17 protein-coding genes are annotated in these 15,034 nt (G+C 30.4%); 8 read left to right on the plus strand and 9 right to left on the minus strand.

All coding sequences use genetic code 11. The annotated features are described in order from the left end of the window. The 4 genes from ABGB03_RS10640 (at nucleotide 1) to ABGB03_RS10655 (ending at nucleotide 4,289) form a co-directional block, all read left to right on the plus strand. On the plus strand, nucleotides 1–2,163 hold the full coding sequence (locus ABGB03_RS10640) for a hypothetical protein (protein ID WP_347922496.1): 2,163 nt from the start codon (nucleotides 1–3) through the stop codon (nucleotides 2,161–2,163). Continuing rightward, nucleotides 2,150–3,364 carry a hypothetical protein gene (locus tag ABGB03_RS10645; protein WP_347922497.1) on the plus strand — a complete coding sequence of 405 codons (1,215 nt, stop codon included), beginning with the start codon at nucleotides 2,150–2,152 and terminating at the stop codon, nucleotides 3,362–3,364. The genes ABGB03_RS10640 and ABGB03_RS10645 overlap by 14 nt, the downstream gene beginning before the upstream one ends. Before the next feature lie 82 nt (nucleotides 3,365–3,446). Beyond that, entirely contained in the window at nucleotides 3,447–3,866 is a 420-nt protein-coding gene (locus tag ABGB03_RS10650; protein ID WP_347922498.1) for a hypothetical protein, read from the plus strand. A 153-nt stretch (nucleotides 3,867–4,019) separates the two neighbouring features. Then, nucleotides 4,020–4,289, plus strand: coding sequence for a heavy-metal-associated domain-containing protein (locus ABGB03_RS10655; RefSeq protein ID WP_347922499.1), 270 nt, complete (start codon nucleotides 4,020–4,022; stop codon nucleotides 4,287–4,289). Here the strand turns inward: ABGB03_RS10655 and ABGB03_RS10660 are convergent. Genes ABGB03_RS10660 through ABGB03_RS10685 form a run of 6 tightly spaced genes read right to left on the minus strand, consistent with a single transcriptional unit; the run spans nucleotide 4,286 to nucleotide 8,924 of the window. Beyond that, nucleotides 4,286–4,561: an ATP-dependent Clp protease adaptor ClpS gene (locus tag ABGB03_RS10660; RefSeq protein WP_347922500.1), complete on the minus strand. Its 276-nt coding sequence runs from the start codon at nucleotides 4,559–4,561 to the stop codon at nucleotides 4,286–4,288. The genes ABGB03_RS10655 and ABGB03_RS10660 overlap by 4 nt on opposite strands. Nucleotides 4,562–4,575: 14 nt before the next feature. Further along, nucleotides 4,576–5,412: a 50S ribosomal protein L11 methyltransferase gene (gene prmA, locus ABGB03_RS10665; RefSeq protein WP_347922501.1), complete on the minus strand. Its 837-nt coding sequence runs from the start codon at nucleotides 5,410–5,412 to the stop codon at nucleotides 4,576–4,578. Nucleotides 5,413–5,416: 4 nt separating this feature from the next. Then, nucleotides 5,417–6,166 (minus strand): triose-phosphate isomerase, encoded by a 750-nt coding sequence (gene tpiA, locus ABGB03_RS10670; protein WP_347922502.1) that lies wholly within the window; start codon nucleotides 6,164–6,166, stop codon nucleotides 5,417–5,419. A gap of 15 nt (nucleotides 6,167–6,181) precedes the next feature. Next, nucleotides 6,182–7,258 carry an ABC transporter permease gene (locus tag ABGB03_RS10675; RefSeq protein ID WP_347922503.1) on the minus strand — a complete coding sequence of 359 codons (1,077 nt, stop codon included), beginning with the start codon at nucleotides 7,256–7,258 and terminating at the stop codon, nucleotides 6,182–6,184. A gap of 3 nt (nucleotides 7,259–7,261) precedes the next feature. Further along, a complete protein-coding gene (locus ABGB03_RS10680) occupies nucleotides 7,262–8,356 on the minus strand; it encodes a BT_3928 family protein (RefSeq protein ID WP_347922504.1) in 1,095 nt (364 codons plus the stop codon). Between the two features lie 25 nt (nucleotides 8,357–8,381). Then, nucleotides 8,382–8,924 carry a DUF1599 domain-containing protein gene (locus ABGB03_RS10685; protein WP_347922505.1) on the minus strand — a complete coding sequence of 181 codons (543 nt, stop codon included), beginning with the start codon at nucleotides 8,922–8,924 and terminating at the stop codon, nucleotides 8,382–8,384. 95 nt (nucleotides 8,925–9,019) lie between these two features. On the opposite strand from ABGB03_RS10685, the gene folP reads away from it, so the two are divergent. From folP to ABGB03_RS10700, 3 genes are read left to right on the plus strand one after another with little or no spacing between them, the layout of a single operon-like run. Next, nucleotides 9,020–9,841: a dihydropteroate synthase gene (folP, locus tag ABGB03_RS10690; RefSeq protein WP_347922506.1), complete on the plus strand. Its 822-nt coding sequence runs from the start codon at nucleotides 9,020–9,022 to the stop codon at nucleotides 9,839–9,841. 55 nt (nucleotides 9,842–9,896) lie between these two features. Next, nucleotides 9,897–10,568 (plus strand): hypothetical protein, encoded by a 672-nt coding sequence (locus ABGB03_RS10695; protein WP_347922507.1) that lies wholly within the window; start codon nucleotides 9,897–9,899, stop codon nucleotides 10,566–10,568. Nucleotides 10,569–10,602: 34 nt separating this feature from the next. Next, a complete protein-coding gene (locus ABGB03_RS10700) occupies nucleotides 10,603–11,388 on the plus strand; it encodes a diadenylate cyclase (protein ID WP_347922508.1) in 786 nt (261 codons plus the stop codon). A 30-nt stretch (nucleotides 11,389–11,418) separates the two neighbouring features. On the opposite strand, the gene ABGB03_RS10705 is transcribed toward ABGB03_RS10700, so the two are convergent. Next, nucleotides 11,419–13,185 carry an ABC transporter ATP-binding protein gene (locus ABGB03_RS10705; protein ID WP_347922509.1) on the minus strand — a complete coding sequence of 589 codons (1,767 nt, stop codon included), beginning with the start codon at nucleotides 13,183–13,185 and terminating at the stop codon, nucleotides 11,419–11,421. Continuing rightward, on the minus strand, nucleotides 13,178–13,930 hold the full coding sequence (gene truA / locus ABGB03_RS10710) for a tRNA pseudouridine(38-40) synthase TruA (RefSeq protein WP_347922510.1): 753 nt from the start codon (nucleotides 13,928–13,930) through the stop codon (nucleotides 13,178–13,180). Before truA ends, ABGB03_RS10705 begins: the two co-directional genes overlap by 8 nt. A 107-nt stretch (nucleotides 13,931–14,037) precedes the next feature. On the opposite strand from truA, the gene ABGB03_RS10715 reads away from it, so the two are divergent. Then, nucleotides 14,038–14,529: a metallophosphoesterase family protein gene (locus ABGB03_RS10715; protein ID WP_347922511.1), complete on the plus strand. Its 492-nt coding sequence runs from the start codon at nucleotides 14,038–14,040 to the stop codon at nucleotides 14,527–14,529. A gap of 61 nt (nucleotides 14,530–14,590) precedes the next feature. Here the strand turns inward: ABGB03_RS10715 and ABGB03_RS10720 are convergent, their stop codons facing one another. Beyond that, nucleotides 14,591–15,001, minus strand: a complete 411-nt coding sequence (locus ABGB03_RS10720) for a DUF4293 domain-containing protein (RefSeq protein ID WP_347922512.1) — start codon at nucleotides 14,999–15,001, stop codon at nucleotides 14,591–14,593. Nucleotides 15,002–15,034: the final 33 nt, after the last annotated feature.

Consider the following 15,034-nt stretch of genomic DNA (forward strand, 5'->3'; position numbering starts at 1 on the left):
ATGAAGAAACTATTTTATTTGGTGCTTTTTTTAACTTTCAACATTGTTTATTCGCAAGATAATGACAAGAGAATTTCAGACTTGAGGTACAAATTAGAATTATTATCTATTGAAAATACTGGACTTACTGAAAACTACAAAACCAAGATTCAAGTATCAAGTATTACTTTGCCAAATTTATTAAAGGCAGTATCAGAAATTCACAAAATCAATATTAATGTTTCTTCAGATTTAAATAACTTAATGGTTATTAATAATTTTCCTGAAGTAACTGTTTTTGATCTTTTACTATTTTTATGTAAAGAGTATAATCTTACTATGGAGTTTACTGGGAGTATTATTGCAATAAAACCATTTTCTATTCCTGAAAAACCTATAGAAAAACGTATTATTCCTGTAACTTATAATCAAAACAATAATACTATTACCATTGACGCAAAAGAAGATAAAGTTTACGATCTTTTTAAACGTATTATAGATGTTTCTGGAAAGAACTTAGTATTTGCTCCTGGACTAGAAAACACACCTTTAACGTCTTATATAAAAGATGTTGAATTTGATGTAGCCATGTATAAATTGGCACTTGCTAATAATTTATATACAGAAAAAACGAAAGATGGTTTTTGGAGATTTGAAAATCATCTAACTCAAGATAGTGCTGAAAAAAAAGGCACTTTTAAAGATAGAAGCATTGATAATTCATATAAAATTTTAAATTATGAGGAGAAACTTCTAGAAGTTGACTTTAATAAAAAACCAATTGCTAATGTCATCCATGAAATAAGTAGTGACTTAAATATTGATATTTTTACAGCAACTCCTTTAGAAAAAGCTGGAATTGTGACTCTTAAGTCTAAAGAGATTTCTTTTGATGAATTATTGGTGAAAATGTTTGAATCACAAAATATAACTGGAACAAATCAATCAAATACAAATTCCAATAGAAACAGCAACCCAGTTGAAAGTAAGAGCAATCCTCTTTTTAATTTTAAAAAAGAAGGTGATTTGTATTTTTTCGGAACCGAAGATCAATTAAGTATCAGAACTGTAGAAGTTATTCATCTTCAATATCGTTCAGTTGAATTACTAGCAGACCCTTCAAATTCGAACGGAGCCAATAATATTTCTTCTAAAGTGTTAAATAATTTGAATGGTATAAATGATGATTATGGACAAAACTTTAATGGAAATACTTCGAGAAACAATAATAGTAATAATAGAAATACACAATCTAATAATAGCCTAAGTACTAGAGCTGGGCATGGCATTAATAATAATGAATCTCTACTTAGTGTGATACCTGAAGAGTTAACCAAAGATTTAGACATAAAAGTAGATTATGAACTTAATAGTTTTTATGTAACTGGAGTTGCATCATCAGTAGAGCGATTCAAGAAGTTTATTTCAAAACTAGATAAACGCGTACCAAATATTTTAATTGAAGTATGGATTATAGAAGCAAAGAAAACTGCTGATATAGAAACTGGAGTAAGTTGGGGAATTGGCAATGAACCTTCTACAACTAAAGGAGCCCTTTTTCCTGAAACAGACGCAACTCTAGGCGCAGCAACAGTAAATAAATTACTTGGAAGTTTTAACAATTTTGCAGGTTTTAACTTAGGAAAAGTAGGCCCAAATTTTTTCGCAACTATAAAAGCGATGGAATCTAACGGTGATTTAAAAATTAGATCAACTCCAAAATTATCAACACTTAATAGCCACCGAGCTACTTTTTCTAATGGACAAACGTCCTTTTATGCTGTGACACGAAGAAACATTTACGGATCTGACAACCCTCAAACATCGGAAATCACAAATTATCTACCCATAGATGCAGAATTAGGCTTAACCATTAAGCCATCTGTCTCGGGTGACGGTCAAGTTATATTAGACATTTCGGTAGTTCAATCTAGTTTTGGCTCTAGAATTGCTGATGATGCGCCACCAGATGTTATATCCCGTAATTTCAGTTCAATTATACGTATGCAAGACCAAGATATAGCAATTCTTGGTGGGTTAGAAGAGCAAATGAAAAGTAATTCTGGTTCTGGAGTACCATTTTTGGCAAAAATTCCTTTAATAAAATACTTGTTTAGTAAACGCAAACGCTCAACATCTAAATCAAAATTAACCATTCTAATAAAACCAATTGTTACCTATTAAAAAAGTAGTATCTCATTTCCTTTATGGACATTTATTTTGTAGCTTAGAACATAGTTCACAAAATGGAAACGATGTTATCTATGGTCTTATTCTCAAGAAGAATAAAAATGAAATTGACATTCATTCAAATATTGAAGAAAAAAATGTAGATGCTATTTCCAAAAAGCTAAAGAATGGGCAACATGTTTCGCTTATTATTAATAATGACCAAGTTCTAACAAAAAGCATAGCTAATAATGATCTTGATGATATAAAGTTAATTTACTCAGCTTTTCCAAATATTAAAATTGATGATATTTATTATGAAATTTTGAGGCAGCAATCTGTTTCATATATTTCAATTTGTAGAAAGAGTTATGTTGAAGGTTTAGTCCAAGAATATGCTATTTTAAGCATAAATATTATAAATATTTTTCTTGGAAACTCAATAATTTCTTCGATTTTAAAACATATAGAAAGTGATAAAATATTAACCTCTAACGCTATAATTTCTACTAGAAATTCAAAAATAGAAAACGTACAAAAAATTACTGAAGAAAAAACTATTACATACAATGTTAATGGTATAAAAAGTAGTAGTAGAGAGTTGCTTTCTCTTGCAGGAGCATTACAAACAATTGTTAATCAAAAAATTACCTCTTCCAATTTAAACATACTAAAAGAATTTCAAATTAATCGATTTAAAGAAATCCGCTTTTTTAAATTGTTTTCTAGTAGTGCCATCGCTTTTTTCCTTGTAGTACTTCTAATTAACTTTCTATTTTACAATAACTATTATACTAAAGTGAATAGTTTAAGTTTAATTAGTAATAGTAATCAAACTTTACAACAAAAAATTATAACTCTAACAAATGAGGTAGATGAAATACAAAAAATAACTGAAGATTTACTTGCCATTAGCAATTCTAAAAGTTCATACTTCATAAATGATATTATTAAAAGCATACCAGAAACTATATTATTTTCAAATCTTGACTATCACCCACTTTCTAAAAAAATTCAAAAAAATAAACTAATAGAAGTTGATTCTGAATCTATTTTTTTAACTGGAGAATCTATTCACAGTGATAATTTTACAAAATGGATTAATGACTTAGAAAGAAAAAAATGGATAAACACAATAACCGTCAGCGATTATAATGATATAACAAATTCTAAGGCAAACTTTAAAGTTATTATTAAAATGAAAAATGAATTATAAAACTAAAAATAGAATATTAGTTTTTGGAGTTTTAATTGCATTGATTTTATGCTACAAATTGGCGATTTCTAACACCCTAACATTGAAAAAAGAACTCGAGTCTTTAAAAATACAAAATGAATTAACAAAGACTGCTCCAAAACAACTATCTCTTTTATCACAAAAAAAACGACACTATGATTCTATATTAAATAAGCACAAACTAAATGGGAAGTCAATACAAAACAATCTACTCCAAACTATTAATTCCTACTCAAAAAGCCATAAACTAAAGATTATAGAGTTTTTAGAACCTCACATATATAACAATAATAATCATACAGAAAAAACTTATCAATTTCAATTAGAAGGAAATTATAATGACATAATTAACCTCATTCATAAAATTGAACAAAACACAAAATATGGTGAAATCATCAATCTCCATTTTGAAAAGAAAAAAAACTATAAAACTGGAAAATATTCATTACAGGCTTCAATTCTTTTGAAAAGTCTTATTTAACAAGACAATTACATACAATCACTATTTTTATCATTTTACAAAAAGTCATAAAAAATACTTAAATCTAGTTGTTTTATTTATTTTATAAAATTCTTATAAAAGTATAACTACAGGCAGTATCTTGGTATGTAGATACCAAAAGCTATATACATTATGAAAACTACCTTAGAAATACAAAACTTGAAATGCGGTGGTTGTGCAAATACTATTACCACGAGACTGAGTGCGATTGATCATATTAACAATGTTGTAGTTAATAATGATGATAACACTGTTAGCTTTGATTATGAAGAAGCTACTCATTTAACCGAAGCCAAAGTACTCCTATCTAAACTTGGATATCCAATTGTTGGCGAAAATAATCCGCTAACTAAAAAAGCAAAATCTTTTGTAAGTTGCGCAGTTGGTAGAATGAATAATTAAACTATTTCAGCACTTAAACCTGCTTTTAGCAACATAGTACAACGCGGTTCTAAATAGTCATACTCGCCTGTTTTTACTGTACATTTACCTTTATAATGTACTATAAGTGCACATTGTTCAGCTTGTTCTGCTGAGTGATCACAAACATCTACAAGTGTATCTATTACATGATCAAAAGTATTAACATCGTCATTAAATAAAACAATCTCGTTTTGTTTAACAATTTCCTCCTTTATAGAAACTTTTTCTAATAATTTTTCCTTTGTACTCATGGGGTAATTTTTTACTAATTTATAAATTTTAGTGAAACCCAGTTATTTCTTTCTAACTTTTCTTTAAGTTTCAATCCATATTTAGAGGATTCCTTATTAATTATTGGGATATCATCTTTGTAAAATCCGCTTAAAAATAACAGTCCTTCTTTTTTAAGACAAGTAACATATTTTGACATATCTGCTAATAAAATATTTCTGTTAATGTTTGCTATAATAACATCATACTCTTTTTCTTTTAAAAGACTTGCATCACCTTCATATACCGAAATATGTTTGCAATTATTTCGCTCGATATTCTCTAAACTATTTAAATAACACCAATTATCAATATCTATTGCATCTATTCTTGTAGCACCTTTTATTTCGGCCAAAATTGCTAAAACCCCTGTACCACAACCCATATCTAACACCGATTTGTTTGTGAAATCATTATTTAAAATATGTTGAATCATCATATGTGTAGTTTCATGATGTCCTGTGCCAAAACTCATTTTTGGCTCGATTATAATGTCGTGTTTCGTCTTAGACACATTATGAAAAGGTGCTCTCACTGTACAAACATCATCAACAACTATTGGTTGAAAATTCTTTTCCCACTCTTCATTCCAATTGGTTTGTTCTATCTGATCAAATGTGTAACTGATTTTAAATTCGTCGGACTTTAGAATTTGGACATCATCCAAAATATCACTACTCCATTCTTCTTTTTGAATATAGGCTGTGACGCCATTTTCTGTTTCTACGAAACTTTCAAATCCTGCATATCCAAGTTCTGCAATAAGAATTTCTACCGCTGGAACTAAAGGCTCTACAATAAAATAATAACCAATATAAATTGTGTTTGACATATTTCTAAAAAGCGTTTACAATGTTGTAGAAATCTTCGGCATTAAGTGATGCACCACCTATTAAACCTCCATCAACATCTTGCTTAGAAAAAATCTCTTTGGCATTGTTAGGCTTTACACTTCCTCCGTAAAGAATAGGAACATCATTCGCAATTGAATCACCGTATTTATTTGATACTGTTTTTCTAATAAAAGCATGCATATCTTGTGCTTGCTCTGGGCTAGCAGTTTCACCTGTGCCAATAGCCCAAACAGGCTCGTACGCTAAAACTATATTGCTCCAAGTATCATTTGATAAATGAAACAAAGCATTTTTAATTTGGTTTTCAACAACAGCTTCGTGATTACCAGATTTTCTATCGGTTAATTCTTCTCCAAAACAAAAAATTACATTCATATTATTACTTAAAGCAGCATCTACCTTTTTAGCTAAATCCTCGTCTGTTTCGTTAAAATATGCACGACGTTCACTATGACCTAAAATGACTGTTTTTACACCAACACTTTTAAGCATACTTGCACTTACTTCGCCTGTAAAAGCACCGCTTTCGGCAAAATGCATGTTTTGAGCAACCACCTCAATATCATGGATTCTTAAAGCTTCAAAAGCATGATATAGATTCACAAAAGATGGTGCAATCATGACCTCAGCTGTAGATGTTTTATTTTGTTTTTTTAAGTTAGTAATGAGCAATTCCGTTTCTGATAAGTCATTATTCATTTTCCAGTTTCCTGCTACAATTTGCTTTCTCATTTTCTTATGTTTCTATTACTGTAATTTAACTTTTGGATCTAACCAGGTGTATATAATATCTACAAAAATATTTATGATAATAAACATGAGAGCAATGATTAACACCGATCCCATTATTACTGGTAAATCTAAAGTATTTAAAGAGTTTACTATTTCTTTTCCTAAACCATTCCAACCAAAAATATACTCCACAAATACTGCACCTGCTAGCATTGATGCAAACCATCCTGAAATAGCGGTCACAACAGGATTTAATGCATTTTTTATTGCATGGTTTTTAATAACTTGTAATTCGCTCAATCCTTTTGATCTTGCTGTACGAATATAATCTTGATTTAATACTTCAAGCAAAGAGTTTCTCATTAATTGAATAACCACTGCCAAGGGACGAATCCCCAAAACAATGGCTGGAAGAATTAAATTTTTCCATTGTATGGTATTTTTTTCTCCAAAATCATCTAGTTCATATAAACTTCCTGTCATTTCTAAATTGGTATATTCATGTAATAAGAAACCAAAAAACCATGCAAATAATATCGCACTAAAAAATGAAGGCACACTCATACCTAACGTACTTACAATTTGGATCAATTTATCTAACCAAGTATCTTTAAAACGTGCAGATACAACGCCTAAAACTAATCCTAATACCATCGCAATTATAATGGCCGAAACTGCCAAAACAAATGTGTTTGGTAGTGTTTCACCCAATACTTGACTTACTTTTTTTCCTTGCTTAGTAAAAGATTCTCTTAAATACGGAAATTTTAAAACTGTGGTAGTATTTCCAATGGTAAATAATTTACTAGCTGAGTATTTGTTGTCTCTTAAATATGTGTAATCGTCTTCAGAATTTGAATGAAATGATATTGGCGACAAATCATTTAAATAATATAAATATTGTGTTCCAACTGGCTTATCAAAACCATATTTTGCTTTTACAATGGCTAGTTGCTCACTATCTTCATTTTGACCCAACATCATTTGAGCAGGGTCACCAGGAAGCACATTAAACAAAAAGAAAATAACTGTAACAACTCCAAATAATGTAAGTAATGCGTAAAATGCTTTATTTAGAAAGTAGTTAATCAAATATTAAAGTTTAAGATCATCAATATCGTTCCAATGTACTTTTTGTTTTACAGTTCCCTTGCTTAGTTCTAAAATACCTGGATTAGCGCGAACTACTGTTTTTAAGGCTTTTTCATCACATGAATAAAATTCGAAATCGAAATTATAATCTGCCTTTATGCGCTCTTTAGCTTCAGCTCCAGAAGCTGTTAATCCTATAACCTTGTAACCTTTATCTGCTGCTTCTTTAGCTTTAGCCATAAACGCTGCTAGCCCATCTTTTTCAGCGCTATCCAAACTATATGATACTATTATTACTAGCTTCTCTTCTGCTAAAATTTCTTGGGTCATATCGCCTTCGTCAGTTTCAATAGAAAAATCTAAAATTGATGGTTGATAACCTTCTTTTATAACTTTAGTTTCTACACCTACGTATTCGCCATCTACTGTTGGATATGAACCGTTGGTCACAAATTCTTTTTCTTCTCCATTTACTTTAAACGTCCATGTAAATTCTTGAATAGCCTTTGGAGCATCTTCTGGTGTACTCATATTTTCTATGAGGTTATCACCTATTTTGTATGCTCTAAAATCTACTGTAGGCAAATGCATTAATACATGATATCCAAACCATAAACACCAAATAAAACTCACTAATGCAATAATGGTTGTTGGCAATTTTGTGAAAATAGGTTTTATATGTTTCATGCCATAGAACAGTACTAGAATAAAAACCAGTAAAATAACATCTTTAGTAAAACTTTCCCAAGGTGTCAATTTTAAAGCATCTCCAAAACAACCACAATCTTTAACCTTATCAAAATATGCCGAATAGAACGTAAGGAACGTGAAGAAAACAATCATTCCTAACAAGCTCCAAACAGTAAATTTAGGTTTATAGCCAATTAACAAAAACACACCAAGAACGACTTCAAACACTACAACAATTACAGAAATACCTAAAGCATAAGGCTCTAAAAAAGGGATATTTAAAACATCTGTACTGAAATATTCTTGCAATTTATATGAAAACCCTAAAGGGTCATTTAGTTTTATTAATCCTGAAATAATAAATAAAACACCAACTAGTATTCTTGAAATTGCAACTAAAATTTTCATAAGTTATTTGGTTTTCGTCTGTAAATTATTCTTGTTCTCTAATATGGATTAAAGCAAAAATGGCATAATTAATCATATCTTGATAATTAGCATCAATACCTTCACTTACAATGGTTTTTCCTGAGTTATCTTCTATTTGTTTTACACGCAATAGTTTTTGTAAAATTAAATCGGTTAACGAACTCACACGCATATCTCTCCAAGCTTCACCATAATCATGGTTTTTATCTTGCATAAGCTGTTTTGTTATTGCTACTTGCTCATCATATAGCTTAGTAGCTTCATCTACCGATAAGTCTGGTTGCTCAACCACACCTTTTTCTAATTGTATTAAAGCCATAATACAATAATTAATTATTCCTATAAACTCGCTTACTTCTCCTTCATCTACTTTTTGTACATCATTTTGTTGCAATCCTCTTATGCGCTGCGCTTTTATAAAAATCTGGTCAGTTAAAGAAGGTAATCTTAGTATTCTCCAGGCACTTCCATAATCGCTCATTTTGTTCACAAACAGCTCTCTACAAGTAGATATCACCTCGTCATATTGTTTTGAAGTATTTTGCATAAAGTCAATTGAATTTTGCGTAAATTTCGCTTAAATTTAGAACTATTCAAAGTTTATTTTAAAACAGCAAATTCACAAACCAGAATACTCGACGAATGACCATTAATTGTAAAGGAACACTTATTGATTTATCTACACCAAAGGTCATGGGAATTTTAAATATAACTCCTGATTCTTTTTACGATGGAGGACGCTACAAAAATGATGCTTCCATTTTAAATCAAGTTGAAAATATGTTAAGCGAAGGTGCTACGTTTATTGATGTTGGAGCTTATAGTTCACGCCCAGAAGCTAATCATGTAAGTGAAGCTGAAGAATTGAAACGAATCATTCCAATTGTTGAATTACTTATTAAACAATTTCCAAGTATTAATTTATCTATTGACACCTTTAGAAGTAATATTGCAAAGGAGTGTATAAATACAGGTGCTGCTATTATAAATGATATTTCTGGTGGAAAGTTAGATAAAAAAATGCTAGAGACCGTCGGTAAACTGGGAGTCCCTTATGTGATGATGCATATGAAAGGAACGCCACAAACCATGCAACAATACACAGATTATAATGATTTGATTAAAGAGATTATTTATTACTTTTCTGAAAGAGTAGCCGAAGCGAGATCTCATAGAATAAACGATATTATTATAGATCCTGGCTTTGGGTTTTCTAAAACACTTGAACACAATTATTCTCTTTTAAATCATCTGGAATTACTAAATATGGTAGAATTACCAATGCTTGTTGGTGTGAGTAGAAAATCTATGATTTATAAAATATTAGACACTAATCCAAACGAAGTTTTAAATGGCACCACATCGTTAAATACTATTGCTTTGTTAAAAGGCGCAAACATATTACGTGTTCATGATGTTAAAGAAGCCATGGAATGCGTAAAACTTACAAATCAACTTAATTAATGAAGGCCCATAATGGGCATTTGACAAGCAAAGACCCATACCAAATATTAAATAAATGAAAAAAATAATAACTCTCTTTTTTACATTTTGTTTATTAAGCTCATGTAATAAGCGTGTAGTACAATTACCAGAAACTACTAATAAAGATATTACTGAAGTTGTAGATGTGTCACCAGTCTATATGTTCTATGATGAAGAAAATGATAGTATAGAATTTAACCGTAGAAATATGATTAGTGCTACCAATTGGCTTGTAAATATCGATAAACGCTTAACACTTAAACAAATTTTGCCTCACTTACAGTACTTACAAGAAAAGCGACAAGGCGATGAAAAGCATAGTTTTCACAACTACTTTACCTGTAATAATATAGAGTTAAAAAACCTGTCTTTTATTGAGTTTACTGATATTGACTTTCAAATCAATCATACTAATAAACTTGAACCTGAATTTTCTTCAGAAAATTATTTAGGTGAAGTAAAATTTAACTCTCTAGGGCAAATTGAAATTAAAAGTGAATTTGAAAATCATATAGAAATTGAAGAATATGATTTTAACAGCTTTTTTAAGCTGATAGATACATTAGTGGAGTCTGGAAAACTTACAATTAAACTGTCATTCAATTCTAAATTATCGTTTCAAGATTATATTAGTATTAAAAGTAAGTTGCTTTCAGTTAAATCAAATGGCTTAGAAGTTTTAAATCAAGAAATAATCTATAATTAACTATATTTATTAAAATTTAAAATACAACCTAGGCTTGGAAATATTTGACGACTTATTAAAATTTACTGTTCTAGATGTTATAGATATTATTTTAGTAGCTCTACTACTATACTACGTTTACAAGCTAATTAAAGGAACTGTTGCTATCAATATTTTTGTAGGTATTGTTATTACATATCTTATTTTTTTACTAGTTGATGCTTTACAAATGAAAATGCTTACTAAGATTCTTGGTGGGTTTATGAGTGTAGGTATTATTGCCTTAATTGTAGTGTTTCAACCAGAAATTAGAAAATTTCTATTAATGATTGGCTCCACTAACATTGGTTCTAAAAGTGGTATAACTAAACGCCTAAATTTTTTAAGAACCCAAGCTATCCATGATACAGAAGCTGAAACAGTTGTAGCTGCTTGTGTAAAAATGGGAAGTTCAAAAACAGGCGCTTTAATTGTATTAGAACGCAACAATAACCTTGACTTTTTATTAGCTACTGGAGACGAAATGAATATTAAGGTTACCCAACCCATTTTGGAAAGTATTTTTTTTAAGAACAGTCCTTTACATGACGGTGCTATAATTATAGCAGAGAATGTTATTAAAGCAACACGCGTTATTCTTCCAGTTAACAATGAAAAAAACATCCCAGAACGATTTGGCTTAAGACATCGTGCTGCCATAGGAATTACTGAAAAAACAGACGCACTTGCCATTGTAGTTTCCGAAGAAACAGGACAAATTTCTTATATTAAAAATGGCGAATTTATTATGTATAAAAACACTGAAGAACTTGTTGAAAAAATTAAGGAAGACTTGACTTAACTTTTCGTCAAAAAAACAAAAGTAAGCTCCCTAAGCTATCTCCTCTTGCAAAAACTGCACTTCGTATAAATTACGATAATAACCATCTTGCTTTTCTAAAAGCTCAGCATGTGTCCCTTGTTCCACAATTTCACCTGCATCCAATACTATAATATTGTTAGCTTTTTTTACTGTTGCTAATCTGTGTGCAATAACAATAGAGGTTCTACCTTCAGTAATTTTATCAGTAGCATCTTGTATTAATTGTTCAGAATAAGAATCTACTGATGACGTGGCCTCATCTAATATTAAAATACTCGGATTGGTTACATACGCTCTTAAGAAAGAAATTAATTGACGCTGTCCAGACGATAGCATCACACCACGCTCTTTTACATTATAATAATAGCCATTTGGTAAGCTCATTATAAAATCGTGAATGCCTATTTGCTTTGCAGCCTTTTGAACTTGCTTTTCTGTAATGTTAGGGTCTCTTAAAGTTATATTGTTCAAAATAGTGTCTGCAAACAAAAACACATCTTGTAGTACTACAGCAACTTGTCTTCTAAGTGAGTTTAATGTCACTTCTTTGATATTGGTATCATCTATTAAAATATCTCCTGAATCAATTTTATAAAAACGATTCAATAAATTAATAATGGTCGACTTTCCAGCTCCAGTAGCACCAACTATGGCAACCATATCTCCAGCTTTCACATCAAACGAAATACCTTTGAGTACTTCTTCGTCTTCAACATAAGAAAAATGAACATTATTAAATGAAATATCTCCTTTAAAATGTGATGCAATTACTTCTCCTGAATCATCAATATTAGAAGTGGTATCCAACACCTTGAATACTCGATCGGCAGCGACCATTCCCATTTGAAGTGTATTAAACTTATTGGCTATCTGGTTTAATGGACGAAACATCATAGGAATCATCATTATAAATGCTGTTAAATCTCCCAATGACGTTGTTTGCTCTAAAACCACATTTAAACCTCCAAACCAAACCACCAATCCAAGAGTAAGCGATGACAATAATTCTGCTATTGGAAAGAAAATAGAGTTATACCAAACCGTTTTTAACCAGCCTTTTTTATGGCGTTCGTTAATTGCTTTAAAATTTTTATATTCAATATCTTCACGTGCAAACAGTTGTAAAATTTTCATTCCTGTAACACGTTCTTGTACAAACGAATTTAGGTTAGATACTTCGTTACGAACTTCTTCAAAGGCTTTTTTCATGTATTTCTGAAAAATCTTTGTTGCTATTAAAACAAATGGTAATGTGCAAAACACTATAATACTTAAACGCCAATTCATTAAGGACATCATAATACCTACGAATAGCATTTTTAGAATATCACTAAAAATCATGAAAAGCCCTTGACCAAAAATATCAGCGATACGCTCCATATCCGTCACTGCTCTGGTAATTAAAACACCTACTGATGAATTGTTATAATATTTCATTTTAAACCCTAGAATGTGTTTAAAAAGCTTCACCCTAATATCCCTAACAACCGATTGCCCAAGCCAACCAGCATAATAAATAAATAACAAATTACTAGAAACTTCTAAAATTAAAAGCACCAACATAGCAATTATATAAGGCAAAAAACCTTCAAATTGTTGACTAGTAATATTCTCATCAATTGCTAATTGCAAAACTTTAGGTCGTAATGCACCAAACACAGCTAACCCTATAACAGTCACTAAAGAGACCACAAATACCCAGCGATAAGGCTTTATATAAAACAACAACCTCTTGAAGAGCTTGGTATCAAAAACGTTTTCTTTCTTTTTAGTCATTTACTTTTAAAATATGATTTGGGTAATCAATTTTGGTTAAATATAAACCATGTCCAGGAACCGACGCTCCAGCTTTTGATCTATCTTGCGATGTTATAATATTGTGAAATTGCTCAATACTAATTTTTCCTAAGCCAACTTCCATCATTGTTCCAACTATAGCTCTTACCATATTTCGCAAAAAACGATTTGCAGTAATCGAAAAAATAAGCGTTTCATTTTCTTTTACCCATTCAGCATTCATAATGTTGCAATTATATGTTTTAACATCAGTATTACTTTTTGAAAAACATTTAAAGTTTTCATAATCAAATAACACCTTACACGCCTTATTCATTACATCAACATCTAACGGAAGATTAAAATTATAAGAATAATTATAATCAAACACATTTTTAGTTAATGAAATTTTATAAACATAACTTCTACTTAAGGCATTAAACCGTGCGTGTGCATCACTAGAAACCTGAAAAACAGAATGTATAGCTATATCCTTTGGTAAAAAAGAATTCAATTTATAAATCAAATCTTCTGCTAAAAACTCTACATTGGTATCAAAATGCGCAAACATCTGTTTAGCATGTACACCTGCATCTGTCCGTCCAGCTCCAACAATAGCAATAGTCTCTCTTAGCAAAGTAGACAACGCTTTCTCTAATACTTCTTGAACCGAAATTTCATTAGGTTGATTTTGCCATCCATGGTAAGCTTTTCCATTATAGGAAAGTTCAATAAAATACCTCAATCTATTTTGATACTTTTGTTAATAGTAAACAAAGATAAATAGATTTACGACTTTAGATTTATGATTAACATTTTATAATTAAATAAGCTAATAGTCATTACTTATATATGAAGAAAATACTTTTGCTCTCAGACACTCACAGCTATATTGGAGACGATATAATTAAACACGTTAAAAAAGCTGACGAAGTTTGGCACGCAGGAGATATTGGCGATATACAAGTTACTGATACAATAAAAAAAATAAAACCTTTACGAGCAGTTTATGGTAATATTGACAGCCATGAGGTTAGAGCTGAATTCCCTGAAAACAATAGATTTACTTGTGAAAGCGTAAATATTTGGATTACACATATTGGAGGTTATCCAAAAAGATATAGCCCAAGAATAAAGAATGAGATAATATCTAATCCACCAGATGTATTTATATGTGGTCACTCACATATTCTAAAAGTGATGCCTGATAAAAAATTAAATCTTTTACACATGAATCCAGGTGCCATTGGCAAACATGGATTTCATACTGTAAGAACAATGCTACGTTTTGAAATTGATAACAAAAAAATTCAAAACTTAGAAGTGATTGAATTTAAGCGATAAAAAGAAAGCCCAAAGTTTTCACTTTGAGCTTTCACGCACTAATACTACTAAGATGATAGGTTTATCTTAATCGGTCTACAGATTTTACAAGTTCTTCATCCTTTTTTATGGCTTTATTGGCTAAAACCAAAAATACGATAGAAAAAATAGGTAGAAGAATCCCAATACCTTTCTCAGAAACCGTAGTTTCTCCAGATAAATTTAGTGATCGATACACAAATAATCCTAGTAAAATAAAGTTTAATATGATGTTAAGTCGCCCCATAACAAACTGAGACTTCCTGTTTTTAAACATAAATATTGCACTCAAAGATAACAATGCTGAGCCACAAAATAGACCCAAGTACAACATTTCATTTTTTGCAAAAAAAGAAATACCTTCGTTTGTTGTCCACAAATCAAACACAAAAATTAATCCTGCCGAAATCCCAGCAGCAACTAAAAGATAAATTGTTTGAATTCTTTGAAGCATTCTTTATAAAATTTGAAAGACAAAAATAATAGT

The organism is Pontimicrobium sp. SW4 (assembly GCF_039954625.1).
Lineage (GTDB): Bacteria > Bacteroidota > Bacteroidia > Flavobacteriales > Flavobacteriaceae > Pontimicrobium.

Coding starts and splice junctions, on each gene's coding strand:
- ABGB03_RS10640 (WP_347922496.1), top strand. CDS start 1: ATGAAGAAACTATTTTATTTGGTGCTTTTTTTAACTTTCAACATTGTT.
- ABGB03_RS10655 (WP_347922499.1), top strand. CDS start 4,020: ATGAAAACTACCTTAGAAATACAAAACTTGAAATGCGGTGGTTGTGCA.
- ABGB03_RS10660 (WP_347922500.1), bottom strand. CDS start 4,561: ATGAGTACAAAGGAAAAATTATTAGAAAAAGTTTCTATAAAGGAGGAA.
- prmA (WP_347922501.1), bottom strand. CDS start 5,412: ATGTCAAACACAATTTATATTGGTTATTATTTTATTGTAGAGCCTTTA.
- tpiA (WP_347922502.1), bottom strand. CDS start 6,166: ATGAGAAAGCAAATTGTAGCAGGAAACTGGAAAATGAATAATGACTTA.
- ABGB03_RS10680 (WP_347922504.1), bottom strand. CDS start 8,356: ATGAAAATTTTAGTTGCAATTTCAAGAATACTAGTTGGTGTTTTATTT.
- ABGB03_RS10685 (WP_347922505.1), bottom strand. CDS start 8,924: ATGCAAAATACTTCAAAACAATATGACGAGGTGATATCTACTTGTAGA.
- folP (WP_347922506.1), top strand. CDS start 9,020: ATGACCATTAATTGTAAAGGAACACTTATTGATTTATCTACACCAAAG.
- ABGB03_RS10695 (WP_347922507.1), top strand. CDS start 9,897: ATGAAAAAAATAATAACTCTCTTTTTTACATTTTGTTTATTAAGCTCA.
- ABGB03_RS10705 (WP_347922509.1), bottom strand. CDS start 13,185: ATGACTAAAAAGAAAGAAAACGTTTTTGATACCAAGCTCTTCAAGAGG.
- ABGB03_RS10715 (WP_347922511.1), top strand. CDS start 14,038: ATGAAGAAAATACTTTTGCTCTCAGACACTCACAGCTATATTGGAGAC.
- ABGB03_RS10720 (WP_347922512.1), bottom strand. CDS start 15,001: ATGCTTCAAAGAATTCAAACAATTTATCTTTTAGTTGCTGCTGGGATT.